The sequence below is a fragment of the Gramella jeungdoensis genome (assembly GCF_023805255.1).
GTDB lineage: Bacteria > Bacteroidota > Bacteroidia > Flavobacteriales > Flavobacteriaceae > Christiangramia > Christiangramia jeungdoensis.
In genome coordinates, this window is sequence record NZ_JAMSCK010000006.1 from 38,509 (window position 1) to 57,715 (window position 19,207).

Genomic DNA, 19,207 nt, shown 5'->3' on the forward strand with positions numbered 1-19,207 from the left:
TGACTCCATCTTAGCAGAAGATTAATTAAAGCAATGAAATATTTTTTTAAAATATTAAGGATAAGCATCGCGATCTCGTTGATCCTCATTTTACTGGATACCACTTTCAGCGGAATGCGTTTTGAAAGGATGCTGGATCCAAAATACTGGGGCATCTATTTCTTTTATGCCTTTGTACTTACCACGATAAACGGAATATACTTCTGGTTTTTTAGCAAAAAAATAGGTTGGGAGGGAGCCGACTTGAAAAGGGTTCTTATAGCTTCAGGAGGCTCTATAATTTTTACCCTGGTGGGATTCTTCTTTTGCAGGCTGGTGGATAAAACACTCTTTGAAGGTATAGCCCTGCAAACGTTCCTTGAGGACGAAAGTATCAGGTTTTACCTTTTCCCATTGCTGTTTACCACTATCATTTCTCTTTTCTTTCATTTAGTGTATTTCTATAAAGCGCTTCAGGAAAAAAAGGTAAAAGAGCAGAAGATCATTGCAGGAACAGCATCTGCGAAATTCGATGCCTTAAAGAATCAGCTCGATCCGCATTTTCTTTTCAATAGTCTTAATGTGCTGGCTTCGCTTATAGATGAGAATCCAGACCAGGCTCAAAGATTTACCACTTCATTATCCAAGGTATATCGCTATGTGCTGGAGCAAAAAGACAAGGAACTGGTAAGCCTTGAAGAGGAACTGGCCTTTGCGAATACCTATATGAAACTGCTGAAAATGCGCTTTGAGAATAGTATCTTCTTTGAGATCCCTGAAAATATCTCCACAGAAGAGGCTAAGGTAGTTCCGCTATCATTACAGTTACTGCTTGAGAACACCATCAAACATAATATTGTGAGTGAGGAAAAGCCCTTGCGGATTAAGATCTATGAAGATGATGGATACCTCGTCGTAGAAAACAACTTTCAGAGAAAGGAGGTGCTAAGTACCAGAAAAGGAGTGGGGCTTCAAAATATTGTGAACCGTTACAACGAGGTGACCCAACGGGAAGTGATTATAGAACATACAACAGAGATCTTCAGAGTGAAATTACCAGTATTAACCAAACAAATTTCAATTATGGATACTAACGAAATTGATCAAGAAAATGCCTATTTCAGGGCAAAACAACGAGTAAAGGAAATAAAGGAATTTTATGGGAATCTGATTTCTTATTGTGTGGTGATCCCATTTTTAATTTTTGTGAATTATTATACCTCCTGGGAATTCCAGTGGTTCTGGTTTCCACTCTTTGGATGGGGAATCGGGCTCACCATCCACGGTTTCTCCGTGTTTGGTTACGGATCTACCTGGGAAGAACGCAAGATAAAAGAGCTTATGGAAAAAGATAATCCACAAACCAAATCCTGGAAATAATGCAAACGAATTATAAAGAAAATCTCAGTTATAAAGCCGCTCAAAAGAGGGTAAAAGATATCAAGGGCTTTTATGTTCATTTAACCGTATATATCTTCATCAACACAGCCATCTTCATATTTGTTACCATGGATGACGGTCTTGGTGAAGGCCTATGGGATATCACAAATTATTCCACTCTTTTCTTTTGGGGGATCGGCCTTGCAGGCCATTGGGCAGGAGTTTTTGGTCCTAATGTTCTTTTTACAAAAAAATGGGAAGAGAAAAAGATAAGAGAGATCATGGAGCAGGAGACAAAGAAGACCTGGAAATAAGATTATTCATCAATTAAATTAAACGTGATCAAAGTAATAATTATTGAAGATGAGAAGCCTGCGGCTAGACGCCTGCAACGTATGCTTTCAAAATTAGGAATAGAAACCCAGACCATGCTTCATTCGGTTGCTGAAGCCATAAAATGGTTCGGTTCCCACGATCATCCCGATCTTATTTTTCTTGATATTCAGCTAAGTGATGGTCTTTCTTTTGAGATATTTGATCAAGTAGAGACAGATAGCGCCATCATTTTTACTACTGCCTATGATGAGTACGCTTTAAGGGCGTTCAAACTTAACAGTATCGATTACTTATTAAAACCAATTGATGAGGAAGAACTTGAGGCTGCGGTTAGGAAATTCAGAAATACACAGAATCCTGCTGAAAAGATTAACGTAAAGGAACTAAGGTCATTACTTAATATGCCAGGTATAAAGACCTATAAGACCCGATTTACTGCCCAGGTGGGTCAACATCTCAAACTTGTGGATATCTCCGATATTGGTTGTTTTTATTCTGAAAACAAGTCTACCTATATGCATTGCCATTCGGGCAGAAACTATCCTGTTGAGGTCCCTCTGGAACAACTGGAAGATGAACTTGACCCGGAGAAATTCTTCAGGATCAACCGAAAGTGCATATTAAATATTGATGCTATCAGGGATATCGTTTCCTATACAAATTCAAGGCTGGAAATTAAGCTCAATAATTTTGAAGAATTTCAGCTTATAGTGAGCCGTGAGCGGGTGAAAGATTTTAAGAACTGGCTAAATAATTGAAATTTAAACTGTTAAAATTTAAACTTTTAAAAACCACCCTCTAATTCTTTCCGTATATCTAGATACAGAACTTCAAATTTTTATTTGAACAAATTCTTTTTGGTCAAATTATGTCGATTTTGAGTTTTTGATTTTTTTGGTTGGTTAGATACTTGGAGAGCGTAAATTCCCCCGGAATTCTCTCCGGGTATTTACAAAAGTAAGCCCCACGTTCACGTGGGGCTTATCTTTTTTGATAAGGTATCTTTATTTAAGGTGCTGCAACAGCTCCCAGTACATAAAGCTGATCCATCGTTGGTGATTCACTACCTCCTTCAGGCTCCAGCGTTATCCCGAATGCCTCGCTCTCATTGGCATTCTCCAGTGTAAATATCTTGTTATCATCACTGGTGAATTCATCCAGCAATCCAATACTAGTTGGAGTGAGCGGTTCCAGTTTTAATGACCATACCTGGTAAACCTTTCCTCGTGGTGGCTCCGGCAGATCTTTGGCGTCTATATATGCTTTGTTCTCTTCCTTATTCCAGTATACGGTCGCGTAAGCCTCTGGTGCGGCATTCTGTCCCTGAAGTGGGATTCTTGAAACATCCTTATCCCTAAGAACTGCCAGTAATTCCCTGGTCTTCTCGGCATCATCCCTTGCATCCGCAATTTGCTGCTCCATTCTCGCTACACGTGCTTTTTCAGAATTAAGCTGTTCTCTCAGTTCATTATTATCGTCTATCAGAAAGAATAGTCCAACAAACAAAACAAGACATGCGGCCCATCCAATATAGGCTACCCAATTGGTCTTTCTTCTGGTTTCAATGCCTATAACTTTCTTATCTGAAAGCTTTTCTTTGATACTTGAGAGAATAGCTTCAGGATTGTATGGAGCCGCTGTTGAAGCAAGCTGTTGCAAGGCGTGCTCAATTTCTTCTACTTCTTCTCTAATCTCCGGGTGTTCCTTTAATACCTTACTCACTTCACGGCTCTCTTCTTCAGTAAGAGCCCCGTAAACATAGAGTTCCAGTATTCCAGATGATATGTATTCTTCTATATCCATTTCTTATTCAACTAGCATTTCCCGAAGCTTGTTTATACAGGCTCTGTTTTTCGTTTTTACGGTGCCTAGAGGCATTTCAAGTTCTTCAGCTGTTTCTTTTTGGGTAAATCCTTTAAAGAAAAGCAGATCTATCAGCTTCTTACAAACGGGTTTTAAAATATCTATATACTTCTTGATTCCAATAGCATCAGCTTTTGCTGAAAAGTGAGACTTATTCTCTAAAATATCTACGAAATTATCTGCTTTAAGGTTTTTCTGCTTGTTCTTATGACTTTTGGACCTTAGCTGATCTATAGAAGCATTTCTGGCGATATTAAGGATCCATGTAAAGAACCTTCCCTTATCAGAATTATAAGTAGACGAATTTTCCCAAATCTTAAGAAATACATCCTGTAATATCTCTTCGGCTACTTTCTCGTCATGAACTATACTGTAAATAATACCGTAAATACTTTCGGAATAAAGTTCGTAGATCCTTTCAAAAGCTCTCTGGTTACCGTTCTGTAACTCCAGAATTAATCCGTCCTGCTGCATAAATGTTTGTTGTGGAAATAAATATAGCTTTAAATAACATATAAAAAAAGCGGCTGCGAGGCCGCTTTTCTTTTATAAGTAAATTGTTCTTTTATTTCTGGATCACACCACAACCAACACGAGTACCTGCAGCACCAGAGGGTTGAGAGGTATAATCATCTACACCGTCATGAACAATAACGGCTTTTCCCAGGATATCTTTTTTCTCATCGCCACATCCTATACACCATTCATCGGTACTCATATTCACAGTACCATTTCCATTGGCATCTACTTCAAAGTTTCCTATATCACCTTTGTGGTATCCATCTGCGCTTCCCCATTCACCATGTTGTGAATCGGTAGGGTTCCAGTGGCCTCCGGCTGATTTTCCGTCGGCTGCAGAACAGTCACCTTTTTCATGAATATGGATGGCATGCTTGCCTTCAGAAAGTCCGCTAATAATAGCTGTCATGGAAACTTCCCCGTCTTCTTCGGTGAAAACCACGTTTCCGCTAAGATCTGAATCACTAACAGCCTGAAGATCTACCTTTACTTTCTTGACTTCTTTTTCTTCTTTTTTGGTTTCCATATCAGAGCTCATTTCAGTCTCTGACATGTCATCCATTTCTTCATTTTCTTTTTTCTCATTCTTGCAGGAAAAAAGTATAAGACTTGTGCAAAAAATGAGTAATAAACTAATACGTTTCATAATGTGTCGATTGGTTTAATTTTTTAATTAATATTCTAAATTAAGCCTAATCGCAGGTATCACCAAAGATTTAAGGATTGCTTAACAAAGCAGGCCAGAAGCAGTTTTAGCGTTTAAATATTCTTTAACTGAGTGCTAATCTCAGCTTTTGAAGATAAGGTTCTGTGAACCGGACATTTGTCCGCAATCTCCAATAAGCGTTCTTTCTGAGGCCCATCCAGGTTACCTTTTAGAATGATCTCTCTTTCGAAATGATCAATTCTCGCAGAATCATCTTCACAATTCTCACAATCTTTCGAATGCTTTTTAGAATAGCTTACATGGGTTTCTACATTCTCTATTTTCCATTCTTTTCTTCGGGCATACATCTGCAGGGTCATAGAGGTACAGGCTGCTAGCCCGCTTGAAACTAGCTCGTAGGGGTTAGGCCCCTGGTCGTTTCCGCCAATGCTTTTAGGCTCATCGGCCAGGAAGTGGTGTTTGCCTGCGATCATTTGCGTGGTAAAACCTTCTGCTCCCAGATTGGCCATCACCTCATGATCTGTAGATAGCTCCGGAACTTCTGGTTCTTCAATATACCTGGATGCCCATGCCGAGATAACGTTCGCAACATAATAGGAATCGCTTTCCCTGCTTAACAAATGATCTGCATCATCGAGGGATATAAAACTCTTCGGGTGCCACGCCGCCCTGTATAATTCTTCTGCATGATCTATAGAAACTATATTGTCCTGAGGCGAATGAAGTATGAGAATCGCTTTTTTAATATCCTTAAGAGCCGTGGAGTCTTCATTTGCCTTAAGGTCTTCCACAAAGTGCTTCTTTATTTTAAAATTCCGGCCACCAATATTCACCTGGGCGAATCCTTCTTTCTGAATCTTTTCCATGCTTGATTCAAAGTGTTTCTGAACGTGAGAAAGACTTGAAGGGGCATTTATGGTGACTATACAATTAATTGAAGGGATCTTCCTTGATGCGAAGAGTGCCGCGGCGCCACCCAGGGAATGTCCAATAATAAGACTCGGAGCCCTATATTCAGATTCCAGAAATTCGGCAGCGGCGATAAGATCTTCCACGTTTCCGGAAAAGTTTGTTTCGGCGAACTCTCCTTCGCTTTGCCCAAGTCCCGTAAAGTCAAATCTTAATACTCCATATCCTTTGGCAGCAAGACTTCTGCTAATGTTCGTAGGCGCATGAAAGTTCTTGTTGCAGGTAAAACAGTGCGCGAAAATGGCAAAATTATCAGGCTTGCTGTTGGAAGGCATTTCCAGAACACCTGTTAAGGTCTGGGATTCAGAATTCTTAAAGCTTACATTGATCTTCTGCATGACTGTATTTTTAGTTTAAGGTAAGATTTTATTGAAAAATCATCGAAGAAAAAAAAAGCTGCCATTGCTGGCAGCTCCTTAAATTCAGTGTTATTCACTATAGTTTTTTGATCTTAATGTTCCTGAACCATACTTTATTACCATGGTCCTGAAGGGCGATATGTCCCTTTTTGCTGGCCCCAAAGTCTTCCCAGTCCTTAAACTTTGAATTGCTGACCATTTCTTCCCATTTTTCACCATGAACGGGAAATTCAACCACTTTGGTTCCGTTAAGCTTTACCCAGCCTATATTTTTTTCATGGTCTATATGAATCACTTCTTTATTCCATTCACCTGCAGGCTTGGTCACATCCTCACTAGGTGGAACCATATCATACAGAGCTCCTGCAGTCCGGTTAAGGCCATTCTTGGCGTCAGGATGTCTTTCATTATCCAGCACCTGTATCTCGGGACCGGTTAAATAAGGTTCGCTGTACTTCTCATTTTCCTGAACAGCCCACATGATGCCAGAATTTCCCCCTTCGGAAATTTTCCATTCAATAGATAATTCAAAATTTTCATATTCCTTTTCAGTGATAAGATTCTCCGGATCTTTCACTTCATCAGAAGGAGTAAATACGATAGCTCCATTTTCTGCCTTCCATTGACCGGAAATCTCATCTTTATTATAGGCCTTCCACCCATCAAGATTTTCGCCGTTAAAGAGCTCCTGCCACTCACTTTGCTCTTTTTCTTCTTTTGCAGCCATTTCTTCAGTTTCTTTTATATCGGTTTCAGCCGAGTCTTTGTTTTCATTTTTACATGCGGTCATTGCAAGTACAGAGCAGCTTAATATAATAAGTGTCTTCTTCATATTTTAATCGTTTTTAAGTCCTAAAATGCGTTTTAGTTTGTTTTCATCGATTTCAGATCCTGCGAAATCATCGAATCTTTTCTGAGTTGCTTCAATTATATGCTTTTGAATGAAAGGGGCTCCTTCTTTAGCTCCCTGCTCAGGAGATTTGATGCAGCATTCCCATTCCAGTACCGCCCAAACATCGCAGCCGTATTCGGTGAGTTTGGAAAAGATGGTTTTAAAGTCCACATGGCCGTCACCCGGGTGGCGATATCTTCCGGCTCTGTCACGCCAGTCGCCATAGCCCCCAAACATACCTTTCTTCCCGGTAGGATTGAATTCGGCGTCCTTTACATGGAACATTTTTATATAATCGTGGTAATAATCTATATACTCAATATAATCCAGTTGCTGAAGTACAAAATGGCTTGGATCGTAAAGGATTTTCACCCTATTATGATGGTGGGTGTGATCCAGAAAACGCTCGAAAGTCACTCCATCATGCAGATCCTCTCCTGGATGTATCTCATAACAAACGTCTACGCCCTGCTCGTCAAACTCGTTCAGGATAGGCAGCCAGCGTTTTGCCAGTTCTGTGAATCCCATTTCGAGTAAGCCATCAGGTCTTTGTGGCCATGGATGTGCGGTATGCCATAACAGTGCTCCGCTAAAAGTCCCGTGAACATCAAGGTCTAAATTCCTACTGGCTTTGGCGGCATACATCAGCTGATCTACCGCCCATTTGGTACGCTCCTTCGGATTGTTCTTATATTCATCGGGAGCGAAATTGTCGAACATAATGTCGTAAGCAGGATGTACAGCCACAAGTTGCCCCTGAAGGTGCGTACTAAGCTCGGTAATCTGTAACCCATATGATTCAACCTTTCCTTTTAATTCGTCGCAATAGGTTTTGCTTTCAGCAGCCTTTTTAAGATCTATAAGCCTCGTTTCCCAGGTTGGTATCTGTATTCCTTTGTATCCTTGTGATGAAGCCCATTTGCACATACCTTCCAGTGAATTGAAAGGTTCTTTATCATCCATGAACTGGGCTAAAAAAACCGCCGGTCCTTTTATAGTCTTCATAATTTAATTTTTTGGATTAGTCTTGCATTTTTACCCAAACATTGCCCTCTTTATGAGAGGCAACTGTTTTTTCAATAAAGTTCATTCCTCTTAATCCGTCTTTTAACTGAGGGTAGGCCCCATCAAACCTGGAGTTGTTTTGAATCGCTTTTGCAATTCCAAAATAGATATTCCCCATGGAGTCAAATATTCCTTCCGGGTGCCCCGGGGGTAGTTTTGTTCCCTCTAGTGAAAACTCGCTGTTATAGGAATGGCCTGGCTTTAAGACCTGCAGGGCTTTATCTTCCTTTAAAAGATAAAGATAATTAGGGTTTTCCTGTTCCCATTTGAGTCCGCCCTTATCGCCATAGACCTTTACGGTAAAATTGTTTTCCTCGCCGGTGGCGATCTGGCTAGCTCTAAGCACTCCTTTTATTTTATCTGAAAACCTTAATAGCACGGTGCCATCAATATCCATAGGATTGTCCTCATAAAGATAATTAAGGTCTGCCAGGATTTCGCTTATTTCCATTCCGGTAACATATTCAGCCATATTGAAGGCATGAGTTCCAATATCTCCAATACAACAGCTAATGCCAGATTTCTCAGGATCCAGTCTCCAGGTAGCCGCTCTCTTTTCCTTGTCATGTATAAGAGGATTTATCCATCCCTGGTAATACTGAATGTCCACTTTTTGAACTTTCCCTATTTCACCATTCTGTATCATGGTCTTCATCTGTCTTACCATGGGATAACCTGTATAGGTATAGGTGACAGCAAATATGGAATTGTTCTTTTTCTGAAGTTCATCCAGTACCTTTGCTTCTTCGTAAGTAGTGGTAAGCGGTTTCTCGCAAATCACATTATAGCCATTTTCCAGTAACTTTTTGGCCATGGGAAAATGAAGAAAATTAGGCGTAAGTACCGAAACTACCTGTATTTTCTCATTTTCAGGTAATGTGGATTCTTTTTCTATAAGATCATCAAGATCCTTGTATATTCTGGACTGGTCAAGCTGAAGTTTTTCACCAAACTTCAGGCTTTTTTCATGTTTTACATCAAAAACACCTCCTACGATCTCATATTGGTCAAACATATTTGCCGCCACTCTGTGAAGTATCCCGATCAAAGAATCTTCGCCACCTCCAAGAATGCCCAGTTTTATCTTACTCATAAATAAACTTGATTTTATATTTCAATATCTTTTTTATCGATCTTTTCGTTTCTAAAGAATATAGAGAAAAGCAACATTACTGCAAAGGCAAATGCTGAAGGATATAGCCAAATGGTTTGCCAGTCGTGCATTTTATCTCCTGTTAGATATGCGTTGGTGATGAGTCCGGCAACATAGAAGCCTATTAGCATTCCCACACCATAAGTAGCCAGGGTTATAAGCCCCTGCGCAGAACTTTTGTATTTGTCCCCGGCCTTAAAATCAGTATAGATCTGGCCTGAAACGAAAAAGAAATCGTAACAAATCCCATGCAGCGCGATCCCGGTGATCAGCATGAAAATAAGTTCTCCAGTATCTCCATAAGCAAAAAGGAGGTATCTAAGTGTCCATGCCAGCATTCCCGCAATAATGGTCATTTTAAATCCAAATCTTTTGAAAAAGAAGGGGAGTAGAAGCATGAATAATACTTCGGATGCCTGACCAATGGTCATTAAACCGGTAGGGTTTTCAACCCCAATCTCAGAAAGAAAAGGATTGGTGTTCTGATAGTAAAATGCCAGCGGGATACATATTAATACCGAGGCTACGAAGAACATAAGGAAGTTCTTATCCTTTAATAAGCCTAAAGCATCCAGCCCCAGAGTTTCCACTATGCTTACCTTTTTGGATTTGTCTGCAGTTGGAGGGGTTTTGGGCAGGGTAAAGCTGAATAACCCTAAAAAGGCCGATGCAATACTCACCATTAAGAAGGTATACTTAAGCATTCCTTCCTGTCTTGCCGCGGGCGCATCCCAGAAGAATATATAACTTATCACCAATCCCGCAACGATCCAGCCAATAGTTCCAAAAACCCTGATATAGGAGAATTCTTTTGCGGGATCTGTCATCTGATTGAAACTTACTGAATTTACCAAAGCCAGAGTAGGCATATAGGCGATCATATATCCCAGAACCAGGGGATAGAATTCAGCAAAATCTGTACTTATATACATCATATATAAAAGTATGGCTCCTATAATATGTAAAAAGCCGAGGATCCTTTCAGCGTTAAAGAATCGGTCGGCAATGAGTCCTATAATAAAAGGAGCAATAATCGCTCCCCAGGATTGGGTTGAAAAAGCAGTAGATATTTGTACATCTGTGGCATTTAAGTTGTAGCCAAGAAATGTTCCAAGGGTTACAAACCAGCCTCCCCAAATGAAGAATTCCAGAAACATCATTAGGGAAAGTTGAAATCTAACAAGTTTTGTCATGGTAAAATGGTTGGTTTATGTTTATAATTGTTTTCCGGCTTTAATAAGCAATTCTTTGGTGGCCATTATACCTTCTTCTGGCGGCATATCTTCACCTTCATATTCAACACCTATAAAACCGGTATATCCCGCATCTTTTACAATCTGAAGCATCTTTTTATAATCGATCACTTCTTCCTGGCCCTTATCATCAAAAGAATAGGATTTCGCACTTACCGCTTTAGCGTAAGGCATCATTTTTTCAACACCTTCATATTTAGGATATTCCTCAATACACTCGGCATCCCACCTTTTGCCTCCTTTTCTTTTAAGGCAGAAATTCCCAAAATCGGGTAGTGTTCCACAGTTCTCCCTGTTCACTTTTTTCATCACTTCGACGAGCAAATCAGCATCTGAAGAAAAATACCCATGGTTTTCTACCAGCACATTAACATTTTTATTTGCCGCATAATCTGATAGTTTAGCAAGAGCATCGGCTGAAGCATTCTTCCATTCTTCACGATCTTCAGCACCAAAAAGATTTACTCTTATGGAGTGGCATCCAAGAAAACTTGCAGCATCTACCCATTTTTTATGGTTTTCAACAGCTTGGTTACGAGCATCCGGGTCTGTTGAGGCAAGATCTCCCTCTACATCGATCATTAATAGAAGATTCTTTACTCCAAATTTTTCACTTTTCGATTTCAGACTATCCAATACCAACTGCATTTCAGCTTTTGGGTCTTCGGCTTCCTTTATTCTTTGAGAATAGAAGGACGTGACATACTCTATACCTTCAAATCCCATCTCATGTGCCTTTTTGGCAAAATCCATCGGATCCAGATTACCGTTGAAAATAGGTTCATTTAAGGACCACTGGGCAAGCGATATTTTGAAAAAAAGTGAGTCTCCTGATTCGTTTAAAGCTTCTTTCTCTAAAACTTCTTCTTCAGAACTATCTGATTTGTTCTTGCAGGAGAAAAGAATTCCGGTTAATAATAAGCTGATAATCAGAAATTTTGAAAGTCTGAGTGTGTTTGAAGCCATTTTTTTATTAAAGCTAAGGGGTTAATGAAAAAACGAATTTTAAATGTAGGCTTTTTTTCAAAGATGTAAAATTATAAGCTTAAATTTATATATTTGACAGACTTCAAATCATATTTTCACCAAAAAAACAAAAAATTGTGAGTAATATTTATGAAAATGATACCTATGACGCTATAGTGGTTGGAACGGGTATAAGTGGTGGCTGGGCAGCCAAGGAATTATGCGAAAAGGGGTTTAAGACCCTTGTACTCGAAAGAGGTAGAATGGTAGAGCATGTGAAGGATTATCCTACAATGAATGACGATCCCTGGGATTATAAATATAAAGGACATATTACTAGGGAAGAGAAAAAAAGACAGTTCAAACAGGCCAGGACTGGTTATACCACCAGCGAACCCAGTAAACATTGGTTTGTAGATGATATCAAACACCCCTATAATGAAACTAAGCGATTTGACTGGATGCGAGGTTATCATGTAGGAGGGAGGTCAATCATGTGGGGAAGGCATAGTTACAGGTTGAGTGATCTCGATTTTGAAGCAAATAAAAAGGATGGTCATGGAGTAGATTGGCCTGTTCGTTACAAAGATATTGCCCCATGGTATGACTATGTTGAATCTTATATTGGGGTTTGTGGTGAAAAGCTTGGATTAAGTCAGTTGCCAGACGGGCAGTTTTTACCACCTATGGATCTTAACTGTGTTGAAGATTATTTCAGAGAAAGTATAGCCGAAAATTTTAATGGAAGAGTAATGACTTCCGGACGGGTTGCTCATATAACCGGTGATAAGAAATTTGAAGGCCGTTCTAAATGCATGTTCAGGAATAGATGTATAAGAGGTTGTCCTTATGGAGGCTACTTTAGCAGTAACTCATCCACTTTACCTGCAGCCAGCCGAACAGGAAATATGGACCTTAGGCCTTATTCGATTGTATCACAGGTATTATATGATCCCGATACAAAAAGAGCTACCGGGGTAAAAGTTATAGACACCGAGACTAAAGAAGAATTCGAATATAAAGCCAATGTTATTTTCTTATGTGCTTCATCTATGGCTTCTACCAGCATCCTCATGCAATCCAAATCGGATAGATTTCCGGATGGTATGGGTAATGACAGTGGAGAGCTGGGGCATAATATAATGGACCATCACTTTAAGGTAGGAGCTTCAGGAAAGTATGACGGCTTTGAAGACTCGTATTATAAAGGTCGAAAGCCTAATGGGATTTACCTGCCTCGTTTCCGTAACTTGAACGGTCAGGATAAAGATGTTGATTTTGTTAGAGGTTATGGTTACCAGGGAGGTGCCAGCCGTAATAACTGGGCAGATGCTGTTGCAGAGCTTGGTTATGGTAAAGAGCTTAAGGAAGCTGTTAGCAAACCAGGAGGATGGACTATGGGGCTTCTTGCTTTTGGCGAATGTCTGCCATACCATGAGAATAAAATGACCTTGGATTATGATAAATTGGATGATTGGGGATTGCCTACAATAACTTTTGATGCTGAATTTAAGGAAAATGAACTTAAAATGAGAAAAGATATGAAAGAGCAGGCTGTGGCAATGTTGGAGAAAGCCGGCTTTAAGGATGTAAGTTCATATGACGATATAGGTGCACCCGGATTAGGAATTCACGAAATGGGAACAGCAAGAATGGGTCGTGACCCTAAGACCTCGGTGCTAAATGGGAATAATCAGTTACATGCCGTTCCCAATGTGTATGTTACTGATGGTGCTTTTATGACTTCATCTGGTTGTCAGAACCCATCCCTAACCTATATGGCATTCACAGCAAGGGCGGCTGATCATGCGTCCAAAAATTTTAAAAAATCCAACGCTTAAATAAGAATTATGAACAGGAGACAAGCACTAAGAAATATAGGAATTGGAGCAGGAGTCCTTATAGTTGGACCATCTACTCTCAGTTTGTTACAAAGCTGCAAGAATGAACCAGATTATGAGTGGCAACCGGTATTTTTAACTGCCTCTCATGGGTTTGCTCTAAAGAAGATTGTAGATATAATCATTCCCGCTACCGATACGCCCGGAGCATCTGACCTTAATATTGCACAGTTTATTGATTCTTATATGGATGAAGTTGAAGGAAAGAGGAGAAGAGAAGGATTTCTTAAGTCAGCCGATGCTTTTTCACGAGCATTTGAAAATGAATATGATAAGATACATGAAGAAGGAAGTGATGAGGAGTTTGAGAATATTGTAAAAAAATACCTGAAGGCTTCACCAGCAGAAAGGGAAGAATACGTTAAACGCACTACAGAAACCCAGGATGCTCAGGATCAGGAGTCTGAAATGGAAATCGATGCTGATGCCGGAGCTTATGCTTATCTTACCAGCGTGAGGGATATGACTATATGGGCCTGGAAGACCAGCGAGGAAATAGGAGAAAATCATTTATGGTATGATCCTGTTCCCGGCGAATACATTCCATGTGGTCCGTTAGAGGAACTGGGCGGCGGAAAGGTAATGTCGCTTTAGCAATAAAAAAGGCCGTCTTAAAGGTCTTTTACCTGTCATTGCGAGGTACGAAGCAATCTTTAATTAATTGTTTATCAATGAAAGATTGCTTCACTTCGTTTGTAATGATGCCTGAATTTACTTTTTAGACAGCCTTTTTAATCTATCTTATGAGTTTCCACTTTTCAAAACTTATCAACATTAACATCTTCTTTTTAAAAAATTAACTATTTTGGAAAAACACTATTATTCAATCGGTGTTGAGAATGTGTTAATTTGATTTAAATTCATCAAAATATAGTGATGTATAGTTGCAAATTATAGGTGGAAATCACCGATTATTAAAAAACCAAAACGAAAACGTTTTCGTAGTTTTATTGAGTTTTATTGACTTTATTAACAATAATTTACATAAATTTATCGCTGTTTTGATCTTATTTTAAAACAATTCCAACTAAAACTATTTCTTATGAACAAAATTATTTTGAAGAGCTTTTTTTGCGCTCTAGCCTTTCTGTTTTCCAGCATGGCTATAGCTCAAAATCAAAGTGTATCCGGTACGGTGACAGATGAAAGTGGTCCGCTGCCGGGTGCTACCGTTGCCATTAAGGGAACGTCTACCGGGACCACGACAGATTTTGATGGGAACTATACACTTAATGATGTTCCAGCAGATGCGGTACTGGTCTTTAGCTTTGTGGGGTATGAAACTCAGGAAGTGGCGGTTAACGGAAGATCAACAATTGACGTTAATCTTGCTACCGATGCTTCAGAACTGGAAGAGGTTGTTCTTATTGGTTATGGAACAACAACCGTTCAGGATGCAACAGGTTCTGTGGCTTCAGTAACCTCAGAAGAATTTAATAAAGGTGTAATCTCATCTCCTGAAGAACTTATTCAGGGGAAAACAGCCGGAGTTCAAATTTCACAAACCTCAGGTGAGCCTGGGGCTGGAGTTAATATAAGAATTCGTGGATCTAACTCCATCCGCTCGGGAAATAATCCATTATTCGTAGTAGATGGAGTACCACTAACCAGTGGAGCTGCTCCTGAAACAAATGTTGCGGGTATTGGAGGTTCAGGACAAAAGAACCCTTTAAACTTCCTTAACCCTAATGATATTGAGAGCATCTCTATTTTGAAGGATGCATCTGCCACAGCTATCTATGGTTCCAGAGGGGCCAATGGAGTTGTGATAATCCAAACCAAAGGAGGTAGAGGAAGAAAAGGTGTTTTTGAATTAAATAATACCTTAAGTATTGCCTCTCCTGCAAATGAATATGATTTACTTGGACGTGAGGCATATCTTGATGCTATTGCAAGTGTAGGAAACAATCCATCAGAACTGGATTTTGGAGCCGATTCTGATTTCCAGGACTTCTATACTAGAACAGCTGTTTCCAATACTACAGACCTTAGTTATTCTAAGAGTTACAATACTGGTAACGTTCGGGCTTCTTTTGGATATACCGATCAAAAAGGGGTGGTTGAAAATACCTCTTTAGAGCGTTTATCGGGCCGTATCAATGCTACTCAACGTCTTTTTGATGATAAGCTTACTTTGAGTGCGCAATTGTCTCTTTCTACAGTAGATGAAGAAAGAGCGCCTATTTCAGGTGTTGCCGGTTCTACAGGAGATCTGATAGGTGCTTCTATCACTCAAAACCCAACAGCACCTTTAGATCCAACGTTTAATCCTGGAGGTAACGTGTTAAACCCTGTAAGTTTATTAAACAATTTTGAGGGGCTTTCTGAATCAGATAGATTTTTAGCGAACCTATCAGCAGAATATGCCATTACAAGTGAACTTAAAGGTAAGGTTACAGTAGGTTTTGATAATCAGGATACCGAGACAACTTCCGTATTTAGTTCAGATGTTATTGGTCTTAATAGTGTTACAGGTATTGGTAGAGGAAACTATAATACCTTTAACCAGGAAAATACCTTATTAGAAGCTACACTTAACTACCTGAAAGAGTTTGACAATTCGGTACTTGATGTTGTAGCTGGTTATTCTTATCAAAAATTCCAGAGAGATGGATTTGGTTCTGAAGGAGCCGGGTTTAATACCACAGATTTAGGTGCAATGGCCGATCAGCTTAGACAGGCATACGGAAATGTAACGGCCGTTATTGATGATTTCGCGGTCTTTGGTTATGGTACAGATGGTACTTATCTGAACACTATTTTCCCGGAATTTTCATCAACTGAATTGCCTTCTAATTTTGACCGTCCCGTTCCTGCTTACGTTCTGAACGATTGGTTCGATAATTATGATGAATTACAATCGTATTTCGTTCGTGCTAACTATACCCTTGCCGAAAAGTACTTGTTCACAGGAACTTTTAGAGCAGATGGTTCTTCAACATTTGGTGAAAATAATCGGTACGGTTATTTCCCTTCAGGAGCTATAGCCTGGCAGATTCACAAAGAAGACTTTATTGGTGCTAATGTATCCTTACTTAAATTACGTTTAGGTGCAGGTATTGTTGGTAGCCAGGAAGGATTGGGATATGGTCGTTTTGTTCAGCGTGAAAGAGCAGCAGGAGGCGGAATTAGTAACGATCTCACCGTATTGCCAGCGCCTGGTTCTTTTATAGTAGGTGATCCAAACCCAGATCTTAAATGGGAGGAAACAACAGACTTAAACCTTGGATTGGACTTCGGATTTAACAGTAATCGTTTAACCGGTAGTTTTAACCTGTATCGCAAAACAACAAACGATCTGTTATTGCCAAGACAAACTGCGGCTCCAAGTAATGGAGAGGTAGTTTTCAGTAACTTACTTGATGGCAAGGTGGTAAACCAGGGTGTGGAATTTTCACTGGATTATGAATTTGTAAGATCTCAGGATTTTGATTTTTCGGCAAGCTTCAATATAGCCTATAATAAGAACGAGGTACAGGATACTCCTTTTACCATTCCAACCGGAGCTATTAGAGGTAATGGTCTTACCAATGCGTTCGCACAGCAATTATCTGCAGGTCATCCATTATTCTCTTTTTACATGGCCGAATTCACAGGATTCGATGAAGATGGGAACCCAACATATCTTGATGTTGATGGAAATGGAGTTGGAGACCCAGACGCAGATAAATTTTTTGTAGGTAAGGATGCTGTTCCAGACTGGAACGGTGGTCTTTCTTTAAATTCACGTTATAAGAATTTTGATTTTGCTGCCTATTTTAACGGTCAGTTTGATTTCCATGTATATAATGCTACAAACAATGCCTTCTTTACTAAGAGTGCTTTGCTTATTGGTAAGAATGTGACAGAAGATGTAGTTGCAACAAATGAGAACCCTGCATCATCAGTGGCTGTTTCTACAAGGTTCCTTGAAAAAGGTGATTTTATAAGACTTACATCGGCTTCCCTGGGATATAACCTTCCTTTGGATGGAGATGGGTTCTTAAAATCTTTACGCTTAAGTGTAATTGGTCAGAACCTGTTTCTGATTACCGATTACAGCGGGCTGGATCCTGAGATATCCACGAATACCGGAACACTTAACGCTTCTGCTATCCCGACCGCAGGTATAGATTATGCGTCTTATCCGAGACCACGAACAGTATCTTTCGGACTTAACGCTAGTTTTTAATTAAATAAAATTGACAATGAAAAATATTAGGAAAACTCAAAATATATTGAAATTGCTCGCTGGAATTATTCTGGTTGGCGGTACAATTATGTCCTGTAGCGATTTGGAAATTGAGGGAACAGATTCCATTATAAAAGACGCCAACGAAGCCGGATTCCAGGGAGTTAGTGATCCTGAATCCTTTTTGGATAACGCATATAACAGTTTAAGAGGATACATAGGTGATCAGGCGAATTTGTATGCATTAAGTGAGGTGACTACAGACGAGGCTTTGGTTCCTACCAGAGGATCAGACTGGGGTGATAATGGTATCTGGAGACAGTTACATCAACACGACTGGAGAGCAGATCATGCCTTTATATTAAATGTCTGGAACCAGTGGAACACCTTGCATTTTCAGGGAGCACAGATACTGTCGGACTTAACAAACAGTTCTGCAGAACAAGATGCTAACGCTTATTTTCTAAGAGCCCTTGGAATGTGGGTTATACTGGACAATTTTGGTCAGGTACCTGTTCGCGATCCTGAAGCTCCTATTTTTGACGATCCAATAGTTCTTACCGGCCAGGATGCAGTAGATCAAATTGTTTCTGATCTCAATGCTGCCATTTCTGGATTACCTGAAATTGGCCCTGGTACTGGAGTTGGGGACGCTACAGCTCCGAATGCTAGACCAGGAAAGGCGGCTGCCAGATATTTATTAGCCAAGGTTCTTTTGAATAAACATATATACCTTGGGACAGAGCCTAACAGTGCCGATATGAACCAGGTAGTAAGCCTTGTGGATCAAATTTCTGCAGCTGGTTATGGCCTTGAAGAAGGCTTCTTTAATATTTTCAGAAGACAGTTAGATAAGGAAACCATCTGGTTTATTCCTACTGCAGTTGGAAACAGAATATGGAACGGACTTCACTACAATCAGGCACCCGATCAGGCGGGAGGTGGATGGAATGGTTTTTCCACCCTTGCTGAATTTTACGATATGTTTGAAGGAGATCCAAATATGAATAGAGGGACTGCAGATGGAGAGCCTTTAGACGGACAGGAAGAGAGACGTGGATATGTACCTCCTTCTGGTTTGGCTGCTGGCTCATTTGAAGGCTCTATGGATAATAACGATGATGGATTTGCAGATGGATCTAGTGTGGGATTCGGCTTTTTAATTGATCAGCAATATGATTATGACGGTACCGCCCTTAACGATCGTGGTGGTAATCCATTGACCTTTAAAAGACAGTTTACTGATGGCTCCGGCCAGGTAAGTCTTATTAATAACAGTGAGACCACCGGAATTCGTACCATTAAATACAATCCGCGTTATGGCGCTTTCACCGAGCATGAAATTTTCTTCAGGTATTCAGATGCTTATCTGATGAAAGCTGAAGCAATGATGAGAGCTGGAGGTGATCCAACTACTATGATCAATGAACTGAGAACTCTTAGAAAGGCTACACCACTTGAAAGTGTGAGCGAAAGTGATATTCTGGAAGAAAGAGGGAGAGAACTGTATATGGAATTCTGGAGAAGAAATGATATGATTCGTTTTGGGGAATATACCAGGGACTGGACTTTAAAGGCTCCTTCTGCAGTAGGAGATGAGTCTAAAAACCTGTTTCCTATCCCTTCCAGCCAGTTAATTTTGAATCCTAACTTAACACAAAATCCAGGATATTAAAATTGTAGACATTATAAAATAAGAGGGCGGACTCGCCCTCTTATTTTATAATATATTGT

The 19,207-nt window shown here is 39.9% G+C and carries 16 protein-coding genes; 7 read left to right on the top strand and 9 right to left on the bottom strand.

Annotation, left to right across the window (positions count from 1 at the left end; translation table 11 throughout):
- Positions 1-33: 33 nt before the first annotated feature.
- Genes NE848_RS15130 through NE848_RS15140 form a run of 3 tightly spaced genes read left to right on the top strand, consistent with a single transcriptional unit; the run spans position 34 to position 2,453 of the window.
- Positions 34-1,359, top strand: a complete 1,326-nt coding sequence (locus tag NE848_RS15130; protein WP_252115194.1) for a 2TM domain-containing protein — start codon at positions 34-36, stop codon at positions 1,357-1,359.
- A complete protein-coding gene (locus NE848_RS15135) occupies positions 1,359-1,673 on the top strand; it encodes a 2TM domain-containing protein (protein WP_252115196.1) in 315 nt (104 codons plus the stop codon). The genes NE848_RS15130 and NE848_RS15135 overlap by 1 nt, the downstream gene beginning before the upstream one ends.
- 27 nt (positions 1,674-1,700) lie before the next feature.
- Positions 1,701-2,453, top strand: coding sequence for a LytR/AlgR family response regulator transcription factor (locus NE848_RS15140; protein WP_252115506.1), 753 nt, complete (start codon positions 1,701-1,703; stop codon positions 2,451-2,453).
- A 250-nt stretch (positions 2,454-2,703) separates the two neighbouring features.
- On the opposite strand, the gene NE848_RS15145 is transcribed toward NE848_RS15140, so the two are convergent.
- The 9 genes from NE848_RS15145 to NE848_RS15185 all read right to left on the bottom strand — a co-directional run bounded on the left by NE848_RS15145 (position 2,704) and on the right by NE848_RS15185 (position 11,401).
- On the bottom strand, positions 2,704-3,498 hold the full coding sequence (locus NE848_RS15145) for an anti-sigma factor (RefSeq protein ID WP_252115198.1): 795 nt from the start codon (positions 3,496-3,498) through the stop codon (positions 2,704-2,706).
- Positions 3,499-3,501: 3 nt separating this feature from the next.
- The gene (locus NE848_RS15150) at positions 3,502-4,032 is read right to left on the bottom strand and encodes an RNA polymerase sigma factor (protein ID WP_252115200.1); all 531 of its coding nucleotides are present in this window, start codon (positions 4,030-4,032) and stop codon (positions 3,502-3,504) included.
- A gap of 91 nt (positions 4,033-4,123) precedes the next feature.
- The gene (locus tag NE848_RS15155; protein WP_252115202.1) at positions 4,124-4,723 is read right to left on the bottom strand and encodes a superoxide dismutase family protein; all 600 of its coding nucleotides are present in this window, start codon (positions 4,721-4,723) and stop codon (positions 4,124-4,126) included.
- A gap of 113 nt (positions 4,724-4,836) precedes the next feature.
- The gene (locus tag NE848_RS15160; protein ID WP_252115204.1) at positions 4,837-6,051 is read right to left on the bottom strand and encodes a bifunctional alpha/beta hydrolase/OsmC family protein; all 1,215 of its coding nucleotides are present in this window, start codon (positions 6,049-6,051) and stop codon (positions 4,837-4,839) included.
- Between the two features lie 97 nt (positions 6,052-6,148).
- On the bottom strand, positions 6,149-6,904 hold the full coding sequence (locus NE848_RS15165; RefSeq protein WP_252115206.1) for a 3-keto-disaccharide hydrolase: 756 nt from the start codon (positions 6,902-6,904) through the stop codon (positions 6,149-6,151).
- A gap of 3 nt (positions 6,905-6,907) precedes the next feature.
- The gene (locus NE848_RS15170) at positions 6,908-7,969 is read right to left on the bottom strand and encodes a sugar phosphate isomerase/epimerase family protein (protein WP_252115209.1); all 1,062 of its coding nucleotides are present in this window, start codon (positions 7,967-7,969) and stop codon (positions 6,908-6,910) included.
- 16 nt (positions 7,970-7,985) lie between these two features.
- Positions 7,986-9,122: a Gfo/Idh/MocA family protein gene (locus tag NE848_RS15175; RefSeq protein WP_252115211.1), complete on the bottom strand. Its 1,137-nt coding sequence runs from the start codon at positions 9,120-9,122 to the stop codon at positions 7,986-7,988.
- A 14-nt stretch (positions 9,123-9,136) separates the two neighbouring features.
- Entirely contained in the window at positions 9,137-10,375 is a 1,239-nt protein-coding gene (locus NE848_RS15180; protein WP_252115212.1) for a nucleoside permease, read from the bottom strand.
- A 21-nt stretch (positions 10,376-10,396) separates the two neighbouring features.
- A complete protein-coding gene (locus NE848_RS15185; protein ID WP_252115214.1) occupies positions 10,397-11,401 on the bottom strand; it encodes a sugar phosphate isomerase/epimerase family protein in 1,005 nt (334 codons plus the stop codon).
- Between the two features lie 137 nt (positions 11,402-11,538).
- On the opposite strand from NE848_RS15185, the gene NE848_RS15190 reads away from it, so the two are divergent.
- The 4 genes from NE848_RS15190 to NE848_RS15205 all read left to right on the top strand — a co-directional run bounded on the left by NE848_RS15190 (position 11,539) and on the right by NE848_RS15205 (position 19,148).
- The gene (locus NE848_RS15190) at positions 11,539-13,242 is read left to right on the top strand and encodes a GMC oxidoreductase (protein WP_252115216.1); all 1,704 of its coding nucleotides are present in this window, start codon (positions 11,539-11,541) and stop codon (positions 13,240-13,242) included.
- Positions 13,243-13,251: 9 nt separating this feature from the next.
- Entirely contained in the window at positions 13,252-13,896 is a 645-nt protein-coding gene (locus NE848_RS15195) for a gluconate 2-dehydrogenase subunit 3 family protein (protein ID WP_252115218.1), read from the top strand.
- 448 nt (positions 13,897-14,344) lie between these two features.
- Positions 14,345-17,473 (top strand): SusC/RagA family TonB-linked outer membrane protein, encoded by a 3,129-nt coding sequence (locus tag NE848_RS15200; RefSeq protein ID WP_252115220.1) that lies wholly within the window; start codon positions 14,345-14,347, stop codon positions 17,471-17,473.
- A 16-nt stretch (positions 17,474-17,489) separates the two neighbouring features.
- Complete coding sequence (locus tag NE848_RS15205) at positions 17,490-19,148, top strand: RagB/SusD family nutrient uptake outer membrane protein (protein ID WP_252115222.1); 1,659 nt, start codon at positions 17,490-17,492, stop codon at positions 19,146-19,148.
- Positions 19,149-19,207 lie beyond the last annotated feature (59 nt).